This window comes from Halolamina pelagica, assembly GCF_900115675.1.
GTDB lineage: Archaea > Halobacteriota > Halobacteria > Halobacteriales > Haloferacaceae > Halolamina > Halolamina pelagica.
The window spans coordinates 347,208-360,769 of sequence record NZ_FOXI01000002.1 but is presented as its reverse complement, the minus strand read 5'-3'; the positions used below and the strand labels follow the sequence as shown (position 1 = coordinate 360,769).

General features: G+C 66.2%; 11 protein-coding genes. 7 read left to right on the top strand and 4 right to left on the bottom strand.

The window, feature by feature from the left end:
- The first annotated feature begins 8 nt into the window (after positions 1-8).
- Positions 9-1,175: a chorismate synthase gene (gene aroC, locus BMZ83_RS04495; protein WP_074876064.1), complete on the top strand. Its 1,167-nt coding sequence runs from the start codon at positions 9-11 to the stop codon at positions 1,173-1,175.
- Here the strand turns inward: aroC and BMZ83_RS04490 are convergent.
- Together BMZ83_RS04490 and BMZ83_RS04485 are read right to left on the bottom strand one after the other, a co-directional pair.
- Positions 1,172-1,768, bottom strand: coding sequence for a CAP domain-containing protein (locus tag BMZ83_RS04490; RefSeq protein ID WP_079990108.1), 597 nt, complete (start codon positions 1,766-1,768; stop codon positions 1,172-1,174). The two genes, aroC and BMZ83_RS04490, sit on opposite strands and share 4 nt — an antisense overlap.
- Positions 1,769-4,528 (bottom strand): PKD domain-containing protein, encoded by a 2,760-nt coding sequence (locus tag BMZ83_RS04485; RefSeq protein ID WP_074876060.1) that lies wholly within the window; start codon positions 4,526-4,528, stop codon positions 1,769-1,771.
- A gap of 134 nt (positions 4,529-4,662) precedes the next feature.
- Here BMZ83_RS04485 and BMZ83_RS04480 point away from each other — a divergent pair, with 134 nt between their 5' ends.
- From BMZ83_RS04480 to lrpA1, 4 genes are all read left to right on the top strand, one after another.
- Positions 4,663-4,884 carry a hypothetical protein gene (locus BMZ83_RS04480; RefSeq protein WP_074876057.1) on the top strand — a complete coding sequence of 74 codons (222 nt, stop codon included), beginning with the start codon at positions 4,663-4,665 and terminating at the stop codon, positions 4,882-4,884.
- Between the two features lie 141 nt (positions 4,885-5,025).
- Complete coding sequence (locus BMZ83_RS04475) at positions 5,026-6,915, top strand: 2-oxoacid:acceptor oxidoreductase subunit alpha (protein WP_074876055.1); 1,890 nt, start codon at positions 5,026-5,028, stop codon at positions 6,913-6,915.
- A gap of 3 nt (positions 6,916-6,918) precedes the next feature.
- A complete protein-coding gene (locus tag BMZ83_RS04470) occupies positions 6,919-7,857 on the top strand; it encodes a thiamine pyrophosphate-dependent enzyme (RefSeq protein WP_074876052.1) in 939 nt (312 codons plus the stop codon).
- Positions 7,858-7,958: 101 nt separating this feature from the next.
- Positions 7,959-8,387, top strand: coding sequence for an HTH-type transcriptional regulator LrpA1 (lrpA1, locus tag BMZ83_RS04465; RefSeq protein WP_074876050.1), 429 nt, complete (start codon positions 7,959-7,961; stop codon positions 8,385-8,387).
- 26 nt (positions 8,388-8,413) lie between these two features.
- On the opposite strand, the gene BMZ83_RS17085 is transcribed toward lrpA1, so the two are convergent.
- Both BMZ83_RS17085 and BMZ83_RS04455 read right to left on the bottom strand, forming a co-directional pair.
- On the bottom strand, positions 8,414-9,394 hold the full coding sequence (locus tag BMZ83_RS17085; RefSeq protein ID WP_074876048.1) for a DUF7351 domain-containing protein: 981 nt from the start codon (positions 9,392-9,394) through the stop codon (positions 8,414-8,416).
- Positions 9,395-9,455: 61 nt separating this feature from the next.
- Positions 9,456-10,685: an MFS transporter gene (locus tag BMZ83_RS04455; protein WP_074876046.1), complete on the bottom strand. Its 1,230-nt coding sequence runs from the start codon at positions 10,683-10,685 to the stop codon at positions 9,456-9,458.
- Positions 10,686-10,794: 109 nt separating this feature from the next.
- On the opposite strand from BMZ83_RS04455, the gene BMZ83_RS04450 reads away from it, so the two are divergent.
- Both BMZ83_RS04450 and dinB read left to right on the top strand, forming a co-directional pair.
- A complete protein-coding gene (locus tag BMZ83_RS04450; protein WP_074876044.1) occupies positions 10,795-12,090 on the top strand; it encodes an NUDIX domain-containing protein in 1,296 nt (431 codons plus the stop codon).
- A 68-nt stretch (positions 12,091-12,158) separates the two neighbouring features.
- Entirely contained in the window at positions 12,159-13,496 is a 1,338-nt protein-coding gene (dinB, locus tag BMZ83_RS04445) for a DNA polymerase IV (RefSeq protein ID WP_074876042.1), read from the top strand.
- Positions 13,497-13,562 lie beyond the last annotated feature (66 nt).

Here is a 13,562-nt window from a genome sequence, read left to right as displayed (position 1 = left end):
GTCCGCCCATGAACGGCAATCGCTTCGGTCGCCTGTTCCAGGTGACTACCTACGGCGAGAGTCACGGCCCGGGGATGGGCTGTACCGTCAGCGGCGTCCCCGCCGGCGTCGAACTCGACGAGGCGGACATCCAGCGCGACCTCGACCGGCGCAAACCCGGCCAGTCGATGATCACCACCAGCCGCGGCGAGCCTGACGAGGTCTCCATCCAGTCGGGACTCCAGGACGGCTACACGACCGGAACGCCGATCGGGATGACGATCCAGAACAAGGACGCCCGCTCGGGGAAGTACGAACCGTTCGTCACAGCCCCCCGACCGAGTCACGGAGACTTCACCTACTCCGCGAAGTTCGGCACGCGGAACTGGGGCGGCGGTGGCCGCTCCAGCGCCCGCGAGACGGTGAACTGGGTCGCCGCCGGCGCCGTCGCCAAGCAGGTGCTCGATCAGAGCGAGCACGACGTACAGGTCAAGGCCCACGTCAACCAGATCGGCGACATCGAGGCGCCCGACGTGAGCTTCGAACAGATGCTCGAACACAGCGAGGAGAACGAGGTCCGCTGTGGGGACCCCGAGACCGCCGCGGAGATGCGCGACCTGATCGACGAGTACCAGGAGGCGGGTGACTCCATCGGCGGTAGCGTCGAGTTCGAGGCGCAGGGTGTCCCCCGCGGCCTCGGCGCGCCGCGGTTCGACAGTTTCCCAGCCCGGCTCGGCCAGGCGATGCTCTCGGTGCCGGCGTCGACGGGCGTCGAGTACGGACTCGGCCGCGAAGCACGCGAGGTCACGGGTACGGAGCGAAACGAGGACTGGGAGTTCCCGGAGGGCGAGGACGATCCCGATCCGACGCCGGTGGGCAACGACCACGGTGGGTTGCAGGGCGGCATCACCACCGGCCAGCCGATTTACGGCGAACTCACGCTCCACGCCCCCACGTCGATTCCCAAAACCCAACGGACCGCTGACTGGGAGACGGGCGAGGAGAAGGAGATTCAGGTCGTCGGTCGCCACGATCCGGTGCTGCCGCCGCGGGCGGTCCCGGTCGTCGAGGCAATGCTGTACCTGACGATTCTCGACTTCATGCTGCTCGGTGGCCGGATCAACCCGGACCGACTGGACGACAACCCGGGCGAGTACGACACGCCGTATCACCCGAGTAGCCCGCGGAACGACTAACCGCAGAGCTCCTGGGTGAGGAAGACCGTGCCGTTCTCGTCGACGAAGACGCCGATTCCTTGGGAGTCGTAGTGGGGAGAGAGTGCGTTCTCGCGGTGGCCCGGGGAGGTGAGAAGTAGCCGAACCGCTGCACTAGCAATTTTTTCATTATTTGTTAGTGCAAGATGCACATTCTGGCTATTTTTTGCCCAATTGTCTTTATAGATATTCTGTCCAGAATATTTGCAGTGTGTGTCAAACTGATTCCGTAATTCCGCATGTCTCGTCCCGTTCGCACCAGTATGTGCGAAATAGTCCCGTTGTGCCATATCCCATGACTTGTATCGTGCGACGACGTCGAGCGTTTCGTTCCGAGCGAGCGATTCGAGACCGTTCTCTTCCCGACGCTCGTTCATCTTCTCGTGGATGATGTCCTCGATTCGCTCCACATCGACATTGTACTTCTGTGACGACGGCGTCGTCGGCTGTTTCGGTGTCGGTTTTGCCTCTGTAACCGCTTCTTCGGTTTCAGTGGAACTGGCATGAATTCCCCCGTTTCCGAGACAGCCGGCAGTGAGCACCAGCACACAAACCGCGATCGTTACTCCTCTCATTCAGGTCCCCTCCGAACAGAGGTTCGGTTCCTGGTCTGCGGGTTCTGTTCCACACTCCTTCACTACTTTGGAGAGGTTACGCACGTCACCGGACGGCTTGCTGAAGACCCGGGATTCTTCCCACGTGTATCGGGTGTTCTTCCAGCGATAGATGTCCGTCTTTTCGAACACTGGTCGCTCCCACTGAACGTACTCGGTCCCTACGCGGACCTCTTTCGTATACGCGTCAACCGCTTCTGTCTCGAACGTGGCTGCGCGGTAACGGTACGCGTACTTCGTCTCCTCAACAGTACGTTCCCACTCGTACACCGGGTCGTACTTCGGAACTCGATATTCGTAGCGATAATCGTACTCTGGGTGGTAGTTGGTTTCCTCTTCGATGCAGTGACGAGTCCGATAGAGTTGGACGTACTCGACACACGTCGTCGTCGTGTCGTAGCCACTGATGTATCGGTCTCCTCCGAGGTACTGCCAGTCGGCGTCGGCGTGGAACCGATAGTCGACCCATCGCGTGTCGTAGTCTACCTGAGTTCGCCCCACCTGTTCACCGCGGCTCCAACCACTTCCCCTCGGTCGGTCCGCAGATCGCTCCGTTTTGGTTCGTTCGACGGTGTACGGAACTGCTTCAACGTATTCCCAGTCGGCACCGAGGAGCCCACGCTGAGGAACCGTTGTGTGTTCCCAGCCTGCGAACACTCGTTTCTGATCGACGTTCCGCTCCGTAAGGGTCCAGTCCCCGCCGGGATGGCTGGTACTTTCAGTTGTCCGCTGTTCCGTGTGGTACTCGATCGTCGTCCCTATCCGAGTCCACTCCTTTCCGGGGCTCGTTATCGCTCTATCGTCGATAGCGCGTGTCTTCGTCGTTTCGACGCCGACCTGTTTCCGATCGATGCGAGCGATACCGTCTCGGGTCCAATCCTCGCCAGGGCTTTCGGCAGCCTCGGTTCTGAGTACTTCTGTTTCGTTCTGTTCGTAGGTCCAGACAGTGTAGGTTTGGTTGGAGATATCGAGCGGAGTCGTAGCACTGTCGGACGTCCAACTGGGGCTTACAGAGATAGCGTATCGGCCCGCTGATGAATACTTATGTTTAAACTGATAAGATCGAGTGTCCCCAAGCGTGTATGTATCAGAGTGAGCGTCACCGAAACTAATGAATATTTGTTCACCAGCGTGTATCGAGTTCATCTGATAACTGCCGTAAACAGTCCTCCCCTGTGTATGCGAGATTTGGATCTGATTAGCTCGCCCAATATTGCCACCACTCGGGTTGGGACGTTCGACATCGAAGGTTTTGGTAAGTTTCCGCTGGTGACCATTCTGATCAGTAACTGTGAGAGCCACGTCAATTGTCCCGTCCTCAAACTGCATATCTTCGAGCGAGTACGAAATGTTGGCTCGGGCTGGGTCACCACCTGCCCTGTTACTGAGCATCGCAGATTCGCCGATTCGCCAATCGAAGACCAGTTGATCTGAATCGTTGTCGGTCGCGACAGCACTAAACAGAATCTGCCTGCTGTTAATTCCTTCAGGACTATCTATAAACGAGGCCTCTAAACTGAGGATTTCAGGTGGTTGCCGGACCACCGGATCCGCAACCCTCATTTCTTCACTTTTTACCACAGTCACCTCCTTCTCCACCCGCGTCACCCCACCGTACTCGTCACGAACTACCGCCTCCAACGTAACCGTCCCGTCGTCTTCGGGGATCTCCGCGAACCGGAACGAGCGCGCCCATTCACCACTACTGGTGGGCCCGTCCCACGGCATCGGTTCGACGGCTTCGACCGCACCGTCAGGGCTCGTCAGGCTCACCGACGTGATCTGCCCGTCGGGGTCGGACGCGACGAGTCGGTACTCCTTCGTCGAGTTCACGACTGCGGTACTGTCCCCTTCGATCGAGGCGCTCGGCAGCGTGTTCCGCACCTCGACGGTCTTCGTCAGCGTCGAGGTCGCCCCGTCGTCGTCGACGACGATCGCCGCGATCTCCGCACTGGTTTTGGGTGTCCCGTCGACAGTGAGCCTCCGCGTGCGACTCCGGAGTTCCCCCTGCCCGGCAGGCGAGGAAGACAGTGCCGTCGGGAGCCACCAGCGGTCGACGATCTCGCCGTCCGGATCGTTCGCGTCGATCGTATAGGTCACCGACGATCCTGTGGATACCGACGCCGGGCCGTGGATCGCTCCGTTCGGTGGCTGGTTCGTCGTCTCTGTCGGCTCGTCGTCATCGTTCTGCGTTGTCGGCGTCAGGTTCGGTTCGGGAGTCGATACTGGCTCGGCCGTCGGTCCCGAGTTCGGTGTCGGTTCGGGAGTCGATATCGGATCGGGCGTCGGTTCCGAGTCCGTTGTCGGCTCGGGAGGCGAAGGCGGCGTCGCCGTTCCCGACTGTGTCGGCGTTTGCGGGTCGGGTGCCCGCTCCACGTCGACGTACAGCGTATCGCTGTGGCGTCGCCCGTCGTCACCGGTTACGGTCAGCCGGACGTAGTACCGTCCCGGTTCCTCGGGGACGAAGCGGGTCGTTACCGAAGTCGGATCGACGGGTGTGATCGACTCGCCACTCGGCGTTTCGATCGACCAACGGTACGCGACGATTTCGCCGTCGGGATCGAGGCTGCCACCGCCGTCGAGATAAACCGTGCTCCCGACCGTCGCGGTTTGATCGAGTCCCGCGTCCGCGAGCGGGCGACCGTCGTCGTCGGCAGCCACCGGGGCCGTCACACCTGCGACCACGAGGAGGGCGGCCAGCGCGATCGAACGTAGTTTCATCGAAACGTGAGATTCTTCATACTGCTATCGCACTTAAATTCCGTGGAGAAGGTGAGATTTGACGGGCGGCGCGGCAGGGGGACGTCCGCGACGTGTCCGTGCGTTATTTACGCTTCGCCCCCCCGTCTCCGGCCATGATCGAGAACGAGTCCTCGATGCCTTACCTGCTCACGGGTGCGATGACCGTCGGGCTCGCCGTCCTGCTGCTGGGCGTCGAACTCGGCACCGAGATGGGGATGCACAACGCAGCGCTGGCCCAACCGCTGCAGGCCGTCGGCGGCGCCGTCATCGTCGGCGGCGTCCTGCTACTCGCTCGCTACCTGGACGACCTCCCGGACCGGGACGGGGGCCACTGAACCGCGACTGCCGGGTCGAATTCCTTTCTCTCCGGAGGGGTATTCCTCACGATCTTTCCACGACAACTCATAGCAAGTGCTTTGAGTTCGGCGTGGGAAGGCCCATGAAGACGCGACCCGATGCGGGTCGCCGTACCACTCATGACTGACGACGAACTCATCTGGCGAATCGCAGGGGGTTCCGGCGACGGAATCGCTTCGACGAGCCAGAACTTCGCGAAAGCGTTGATGCGGTCGGGGCTCGACGTATTCACCCACCGACACTACCCGTCGCGGATCCGCGGCGGTCACACGTACACGGAAGTACGCGCCGCGCCCGAGGACGTGACCTCGCGGGGCGACGGCTACGACTTCCTCCTCGCGCTCGGGGACTCCTTCGCGCGCAACCCGCAGGAGGAGGCGTACTACGGTACCGAGGAGATCAAGCCGCTCTCGGAGAACCTCGACGATCTCCGGGAGGGTGGGGTGATCGTCTACGACTCCGGCCTCATCGACGCCGACGAGGTACCGAACTTCGACCAGCGCGTCGAGGAGAACAACTGGCACGTGTTCCCGCTCGACCTCCGCGGGCTGGCCCGCGAGAAGGGCCGGGAGGTGATGCGCAACACCGCCGGCGTCGGCGCCACCTGCGCCATCGCCGACATCCCCGTCGAGGCCATCGAGGAGCTGATGGAGGACGCGATGCCGGAGAAGATCCTCGAGCCGAACCTGGAGATCCTGAACGAGGCGTACGATGCGGTGCTGGAGGACTACGACCTCTCCGGCGTCGAGGTCTCCTGTCCCGACGGCGAGCACGAGGAGGAGCAGGTGCTCGTCAACGGCTCCGAGGGGATCGCCTACGGCGCGTTCGACGAGGGCTGTCGGTTCATCGCCGGCTACCCGATGACGCCGTGGACGGAAGTGTTCACGATCATGTCGAAGGTCCTCCCCGACGTCGGGGGGATCTCCGAGCAGGTCGAGGACGAGATCGCCGCCGCGTCGCTGGCCATCGGCGCCGCCCACACCGGCGTGAAGGCGATGTCCGGCTCCTCCGGCGGCGGCTTCGCCCTGATGTCCGAGCCACTCGGACTGGCGGAGATGTCGGAGACGCCGATCGTGCTGCTGGAGGCGGCTCGAGCGGGCCCGTCGACGGGGATGCCGACGAAGCCCGAGCAGGCCGACCTGGAGCACGTCCTGTACACCTCGCAGGGAGACTCCAACCGCGTCGTGTTCGCGCCCGCGGACCCGGCCGAGGCGTACGACCACGCGCGGCGGGCGTTCGAGATCGCCTACGAGTACCAGATCCCGACGATCATCCTCTACGATCAGAAGCTCTCCGGGGAGTACCGCAACGTCCCGGCGAGCCACTTCGACCGCGAGCCCAACCCCGATATCGGGCAGACGCTCACGGAGGAGCAGATCGCCGACGCGCCCCACGAGCCCGGCGGGAAGTTCCAGCGGTTCCGCCACGACCCCGAGGACGGCGTCTCGCCGCGCTCGGTGCCGGGCCAGAAGGACGGCCGGTTCCTCGCTTCCGGTAACGAGCACAACGAGGCCGGGCACATCAGCGAGGACCCGGACAACCGCGTCGCGCAGGTCGATCGACGGACCCGGAAGCTCGAGACGATCCGGGAGGACCTCGACGGGAACGGGCTCAACGTGACCTACGGCCCCGAGGACGCCGACTACGGCGTGCTCGCGTTCGGCAGCATGGTCGGCACCGTCGAGGAGGCGGTCGACCGACTCAACGACGACGACGAGTCCGTGAAGGCGCTCGCCGTCGGGGAACTCGCGCCGTTCCCGGAGGAGGAGGTGCGGGAGTTCATCGAGAGCGTCGACCGCGTCATGGTCGTCGAGATGAACGCCTCGGCACAGTTCCGCGGGCTCACCCAGAAACACCTGGGCGAGTACGGGCCGAAGCTGTCGAGCCTCCTGAAGTACAACGGCAACCCGTTCGAACCCGGCGAGGTCGTCGAAGGGTTCCACAACACGGTCGCCGACGAGGAACCGACTGACCACCAGACGACGTTCGTACCCGCGGGAGGTGACTGACCCATGAGTGCATTCAGCGCAATCGGCGAGGAACGCGAGATCGACCAGGACGAGTACACGCCGGGCATCGAGCCCCAGCCGACGTGGTGTCCGGGCTGTGGTGACTTCGGCGTCCTCAAGGCGCTGAAAGGCGCCCTGCCGGAGGCCGGGCGCACGCCCGACGAGACCCTGACGGTGACGGGGATCGGCTGCTCGGGCAAGCTGAACTCCTACTTCAACAGCTACGGGTTCCACACGATCCACGGGCGCGCCCTGCCCGTCGCGCGGGCCGCGAAGCTCGCGAACCCCGGGCTGGAAGTGATCGCCGCCGGCGGCGACGGCGACGGTTACGGGATCGGCGGGAACCACTTCATGCACACCGCCCGGGAGAACCACGACTTCACCTACATCGTGTTCAACAACGAGATCTTCGGCCTCACCAAGGGCCAGACCTCGCCCACCTCCCCGAAGGGACACAAGTCGAAGACCCAGCCCCACGGCTCCGCCAAGGAGCCGGTGCGGCCGCTCTCGCTCTCGCTCACCGCGGGGGCGTCGTTCGTGGCCCGCACCGCTGCGGTCAACCCCAACCAGGCCAAGGAGCTGATCAAGGAGGCCATCGAGCACGACGGGTTCGCCCACATCGACTTCCTGACCCAGTGTCCGACCTGGAACAAGGACGCGAAGCAGTACGTCCCGTACATCGACGTCAACGAGAACGACGACTACGACTTCGACCCGACGAACCGGGAGGAAGCGGCGGAAATGATGCGTGAGACCGAAAACGCGCTCCACGAGGGGAAAGTCCTCACCGGCAAGTACTACGTCGACGAGGACCGCCCGTCCTACCAGCAGGAGAAACAGCAGATCGGCGAGATGCCCGAGGAACCGCTGGCCGAGCGCTACTTCGACGACGACTACGACTGGGAGCGCTCCGCCGACATGTTCATCGACGACCACAAGTGAACACCGCGGCTCGGTAGCTCGCCGCTGCCGGCCCTTCGTTCCGTTCGATCATCGCTTTCCGCTTCGCAAGGCATTTTTCCCCGCACGCTGAATCAACTTCCATGACTACGTCGGCCACGGAAGACCGAATCCTGCAGATCTTGGAGGCGGACGCGCAGGCGTCGGTCTCCGAGATCGCCGAGCGCGCCGACGTCTCGAAGCCGACGGTCCGGAAGTACGTCCGCCAACTCGAGGACGAGGGCGTGATCGTCGGCTACTCCGCCGAGGTCGACCCCAAGAAGCTCACGGGGCAGTCGATCGCGCTGGTCGGGATGGACGTCGACAGCGAGCAGTACGTCGACGCCACGAACGCGCTCAAGCAGCTCGAGTCGGTCGAGTCGCTGTACAGTTCCTCGGGTGACCACATGCTGATGGCGGAGATCAGGGCCGAAGACGGCGACTCGCTCGGCGACGTGATCAACGAGGAGGTTCTCGAGATCGACGGCATCACCGCGGCGCACCCCACCTTCCTGCAGGAGCGGCTGAAGTAGCTTCTCGCGGCGTTCCGGCGGTTCCCCTACTCTCCCGCCTCCACGACGGTCAGCGACTCGTCGACGACCAGGGTCAGTCGGTCGTCGGCGAACGTCACGTCGACCGCGACCGCCCACGGGTCGGTCGAGCGGACCGTCGTGTGGCGGTCGGTCGCCGCGAACTCGATCCCCCAGATGGGCGTTCGGGTCACGTCCAGCCCGTGGTCGAGACAGAACGAGACCAGCCGCGGTTCCCGGAGCAGCAGTTCGCCGACCGTGAGGTTGTCCTTGTTCCCGCAGTGTGAACACCCACGGCGGATCAGCGCCGCGCGGCGGTCCCCGCGGGGATAGCCAGTGGTTTCCGGGTCCTGAAACTCGGCGTCGACGCCGTTGCCGCAGTACGGGCAGACGCCGCGGGCGAACGCGAGGCGGATGGCACGGTTGTACGCCGCGGCCCTGTCGAGCACATCCCCGTCGTCCACGTCGGCGAACCCGTCGTCGGCCCCTTCGAGCACGCCCGGCGGCGTGAGGTTGTAGTCGTAGAGGTACTCACAGCCCGGACACTGGACGGCCAGGATCGCGCTCTCGTAGCGCGCTGTCAGCCCGGTTCCGCAGTAGTCGCAGTCGTGGTCGATCGCCAGCTCCCGGTCGATCTCGCCCTCCGCGGACCACGCACGGACGGTCCGGATCAGCGTCGTCCCCTCGGGGGTGAGCTGGTACCCCTCCTCCGGGTCGCCAGCCATGCCCGGTACCGGACGACTGGCCTCCCCCCAGGCGTCGCCGTCGTCGACGCGCTCGACGTAGGGGCCGACGAGCTGCTGGAGGTGATAGTTGAACCGACTGCTGTCGACGTCCGGCGCGGCCAGCGCCTTGAGTTCTGAGAACGACAGCAGCGGCGGGGGCCCGCCGCCGCCGCGGGCCTCGCTGAGTTGCCAGAGTACGGCCGCCCTAACCTCGTTCGACAGCAGCGACAGCGCCGTCTCCGGCGGGAGCCGGCCGTGGGTCCGTGGCTCGTCGCGTTCCCGCATGGGTGACGCTTGGGGAGCGCGGAGGTAGCGTTTTCGGTGGGTTCAGCGTCGAACGACGAACCTACGGATCAGCGGTCGCCGACGACTGTTCGGGAGATCCGACAGAGGCCGGAGCCGCGGGCTCGGGATCGTCCCGAACCGGCGACGTGAGCAGCCAGAGCACGCCCGCGGCGACGGAGACGGCGACGCCGGTTGCCGCGAGGAACGTGACCGGACCGACTCCCTCGGCGACGCGGCCGCCGAGCACGTTTGCGGACCCCGAAGCCAGCGAGAGCACCATCGAGACGCCCGAGAGCACCGTCGCCCGGCCGACGTCGCCGAGCCGGTCGTTGAGGTACTCGTTCCGAACCGGCCTGACCAACTGCGAGACCGCCCGCCGCGCGAACACTGCCGGGACGAGCAGGAGCGGGACGACCGCGAAACTCGCGTAGAGCACGCCGAAGATCGGGATCAGCGACAGCATGACGCCGCGCGTTCCCAGGCGGTCCTGCACCGCTCCCGCGGCGCCGGTCGCGACCGCCGAGACGAGCTTGAAGCCGGCGTAAACCACGCCGAGGCCGGCGACGGGCACGCCGACCGCCCGGAGCGCCGGCTGTTCGAACACCCGCGTCACCGAGAAGACGACGTTGAACAGGGCGGCGTAGACCACCAGCCAGCCGATCGAGGGGCGCGTGAACTGTTCGCGGAGCAGCGAGGCCGCCCGGCTGACCGTCATCGTCGGCTCGTCGTCGGCGTCGTCGGCCGCCCCCGTTCCCGGGAGCGTGAACAGGATCGGCAGCCCCAGCGAGGCGACGGCGGCGTTGGCCACGAACGGCAGCGCGGGATCGACGGTGTACAGCACGCCGGCAGTCAGCGCGGTGCCGGCAGAGACCACCAGCAGCACGGACTCGGCCCGGCCACTCAGTCGCGCGAACTCGCCGTCGATATCCTGTTCGGCCAGCAGCTCGTACAGCCACGCGTCGCTGGTTCCGCTCCGGAGCGTCCACGCCAGCGACCACAGCAGGAACAGCGCGGTGAACCCCACCGTCGACGAGGCGAACACGAACCCCGCCATCACCGTCGCGGTGACGGCGTTTCCGAGCGCGAGCGTCCGCCTTCGGCCCAGGTAGTCCGCCAGGTACCCCGTCGGGAGTTCGCCGGCAACCATCCCGAACAGGAAGACGCCCTGGACGAAGCCGATGTCGGCCAGCCCGAGTCCCTGGGCCTCCATGTAGATCACCGAGACCGGGAGGTAGAAGCCGTTGGTGAGCGTCGCCCGGTAGGCGTAGTAGCGCCTGATGACCGAGACCATGATCGACTGTGGGGCCTCACAGTGGAAATGTATTCCCGGCAATGATCTTTGGTAGCGTATCGGACATTTATCCCCGGACGCTGATACGGTCGGCCGCCGGAGTGGGAGTATGAGCGACGAGGTAGACACGACACCGGTCGTCACTGTGTTCTTGCGGCACGACGCCGACACGCTCCTGTTCCGGCGGAGCGACGGGGTCGGCTCCTACAGCGGCCAGTGGGGGGCGGTGGCCGGCCACGTCGAGAGTGATCCCGACGACGCTGCCCGCGAGGAGATCCGGGAGGAGACCGGACTCGATCCGGATGCGGACGTGACGCTCGTCCGTCGCGCTGCCCCGTTCGAGGTCGCCGACGAGGATCTCGGGACGCGGTGGGTCGTCCACCCGTACCTGTTCGACGCCCGGATCCGCGAGGTGACCACCAACTACGAGACCACGGAAGCCCAGTGGGTACCGCCGACCGAGATAATCCGTCGGGAGACGGTCCCGGAGCTGTGGACCTCCTACGACCGCCTGCGGCCGACCGTGGAGACAGTCGCCGACGACCGGGACCACGGATCGAGCTACCTCGCCGTCCGCGCGCTGGAACACCTCCGTGACGAAGCCGCGCTGGGTGTCGAGTGCGGGAGGACCGAATGGGACGAACTGACTGCCACGGCCCGGACGCTCCGGGAGGCCCGCCCGTCGATGACCGTCGTTGCCAACCGCGTGAACCGGGTGATGGACGCTTCGAACGACGAGGCGACCCCCGAAGCTGTCGAGCAGGCGGCGAACGAGGAGATCGACCGCGCGCTTGCGGCTGACGAACGGTCGGCCGGCAGCGCGGCCGACCGCCTGCCGGACCGCGTGGCGACGCTCTCCCGGTCGGGGACCGTACTGACCGCGCTCGCCGACGCCGAGCCCGAGTTCGTTCTCGTCGCCGAGTCGCGGCCGGCGCGGGAGGGCGTTGCCGCCGCCGAGCGACTCGCCGGCGAGACGGCCGCCGAAACGGTCGTCACGACCGACGCCGCGTTCGGGGAGCTACTGGCCGAGCGCGAGGTGGACGCGCTGCTCGTCGGCGCGGACGCGGTGCTCCCGGACGGCCGTGTGGTCAACAAGGTCGGCACGCGCGGGGCGGTGGCTGTCGCGGCGGCGGAGGGGGCGGACTGCTACGTGGTCACGACGAGGGACAAAGTTCGGCCCGCAGCGAACGACGGCGGTGAGGGGAGCGACGTAGCGTTCGACCGCGAGGAGCGCGACCCCGCAGCGGTCTCCGACGGTGACGCCGACGTCGCGGCCGAGAACCCGACGTTCGGCGCGACGCCCGGCGAGCGGTTCGACGCGATCGTCACCGAGGACGGCGTGCTCGAGGGGGACGAGCTCCGGGCGGTGGCTGTGGCGCATCGACGACGGGCCGAGTGGGGCTAACACGCCTTCGACTTCACTTCCACCGCGCGCGGGAAACCCTCTTCTCCGTCCCGTTCCGAACACGGCGTATGAGCGGAAGCACCCTCCCGGGGACCGGCGACGACGAGTCGCCCGACAGGGTGGTGCTCCACGTCGACATGGACTGCTTCTACGCGAGTTGCGAACGCCTCAGAGAGCCGGCACTCCGCGGCGAACCGGTCGTCGTCGGCATGGGCTACGAGGCGGGCGAGACCATCGGCGCCGTCGCCACCGCCTCCTACGAGGCGCGGGAGTACGACGTCGACTCGGCCCAGCCCATCTCCCGGGCCGTCGAGCGACTGCCCCCCGTCGAACGCCCCGACCTCGGCTCGGCGGACGACGACCGCGGCCACTACCGCCCGGTGGACATGGAGTTCTACCAGTCCGTCGCCGGCGAGGTGAAGGCGATCCTCCACGACTGCGCCGACACGGTCCGGGAGGTGAGCATCGACGAGGCGTACCTCGACGTGACCGACCGCACGTCGTGGGCGACCGTCGACGCGCCGGCCAGCGCCTCGGGCGCGGCCGAGCGGCGCACGCTCGCGGAGGGGCTCGCCCGGCACGTCCGCGAGCGCATCGCCCGCGAGGTGGGCGTGCCGGCGAGCGTCGGCGTCGCGCCGAACATGGCCGCCGCGAAGGTTGCCAGCGACCACGACAAACCGGACGGCCTGACCGTGGTGCCGCCGGGGGACGTCACCGACTTCCTCGCGCCGCTGCCGGTTGAGGAGATCCACGGCGTCGGCCCCGTCCGGGCGAGCGACCTCCGGGAGTTGGGCATCGAGACCGCGGGCGACCTCGCGTCGGCCGACCCTCGGACCCTGCAGGATCGCTTCGGCGACCGAGGCCGGGAGCTGTACGACCGCGCCCGCGGCGTCGACGACCGGGAGGTCACCCCCACCGGGCTCCCGAAGAGCCTCTCCCGGGAGTCGTCGTTCGCCGAGGCGACCACGGACGGCGAGGCGATGCGGGAGAAGGTTCGCGCGCTCGCCGCCGCGGTCGCGGAGCGAGCCCGCTCGAAGGACGCGCTCTACCGGACCATCGGCATCAAGGTCGTCACGACCCCCTACGACGTGAACACGCGAGCCGAATCGCTCTCGGGTCCCGTCGACGAGCCCGAACTGGTGGAGGAGGTCGCGCTCTCGCTGCTCGAGGAGTTCGCCGACAGCGAGGTCCGGAAGCTCGGGGTTCGGGTCTCGAAGCTGAGTTTCACTGCCGGCGAGCAGGCCAGCCTCGACGGGTTCGACGGCCACGAATCGCGGGGTGAGGCTGTCGTCGACGGCAGCACGGCCGAACCGGACGCTTCCGAGAACGCGACCGCGGAACCTGCAGACCGGCCAACTGTGGGCGAAGATCGGTCGGGCCAGTTCTCGCTCGAGGAGTTCGAGTGATTCGTCGGAAACCCTATGTGGCCGCGGTGGGTGTGATACGACGACTCCGGCGACCGACACGGTCGC

Bases quoted from the DNA above. Each gene is read 5' to 3' on its own strand.
- aroC (WP_074876064.1), top strand. From the start codon at position 9: ATGAACGGCAATCGCTTCGGTCGCCTGTTCCAGGTGACTACCTACGGC.
- BMZ83_RS04490 (WP_079990108.1), bottom strand. From the start codon at position 1,768: ATGAGAGGAGTAACGATCGCGGTTTGTGTGCTGGTGCTCACTGCCGGC.
- BMZ83_RS04485 (WP_074876060.1), bottom strand. From the start codon at position 4,528: ATGAAACTACGTTCGATCGCGCTGGCCGCCCTCCTCGTGGTCGCAGGT.
- BMZ83_RS04480 (WP_074876057.1), top strand. From the start codon at position 4,663: ATGATCGAGAACGAGTCCTCGATGCCTTACCTGCTCACGGGTGCGATG.
- BMZ83_RS04475 (WP_074876055.1), top strand. From the start codon at position 5,026: ATGACTGACGACGAACTCATCTGGCGAATCGCAGGGGGTTCCGGCGAC.
- BMZ83_RS04470 (WP_074876052.1), top strand. From the start codon at position 6,919: ATGAGTGCATTCAGCGCAATCGGCGAGGAACGCGAGATCGACCAGGAC.
- lrpA1 (WP_074876050.1), top strand. From the start codon at position 7,959: ATGACTACGTCGGCCACGGAAGACCGAATCCTGCAGATCTTGGAGGCG.
- BMZ83_RS17085 (WP_074876048.1), bottom strand. From the start codon at position 9,394: ATGCGGGAACGCGACGAGCCACGGACCCACGGCCGGCTCCCGCCGGAG.
- BMZ83_RS04455 (WP_074876046.1), bottom strand. From the start codon at position 10,685: ATGGTCTCGGTCATCAGGCGCTACTACGCCTACCGGGCGACGCTCACC.
- BMZ83_RS04450 (WP_074876044.1), top strand. From the start codon at position 10,795: ATGAGCGACGAGGTAGACACGACACCGGTCGTCACTGTGTTCTTGCGG.
- dinB (WP_074876042.1), top strand. From the start codon at position 12,159: ATGAGCGGAAGCACCCTCCCGGGGACCGGCGACGACGAGTCGCCCGAC.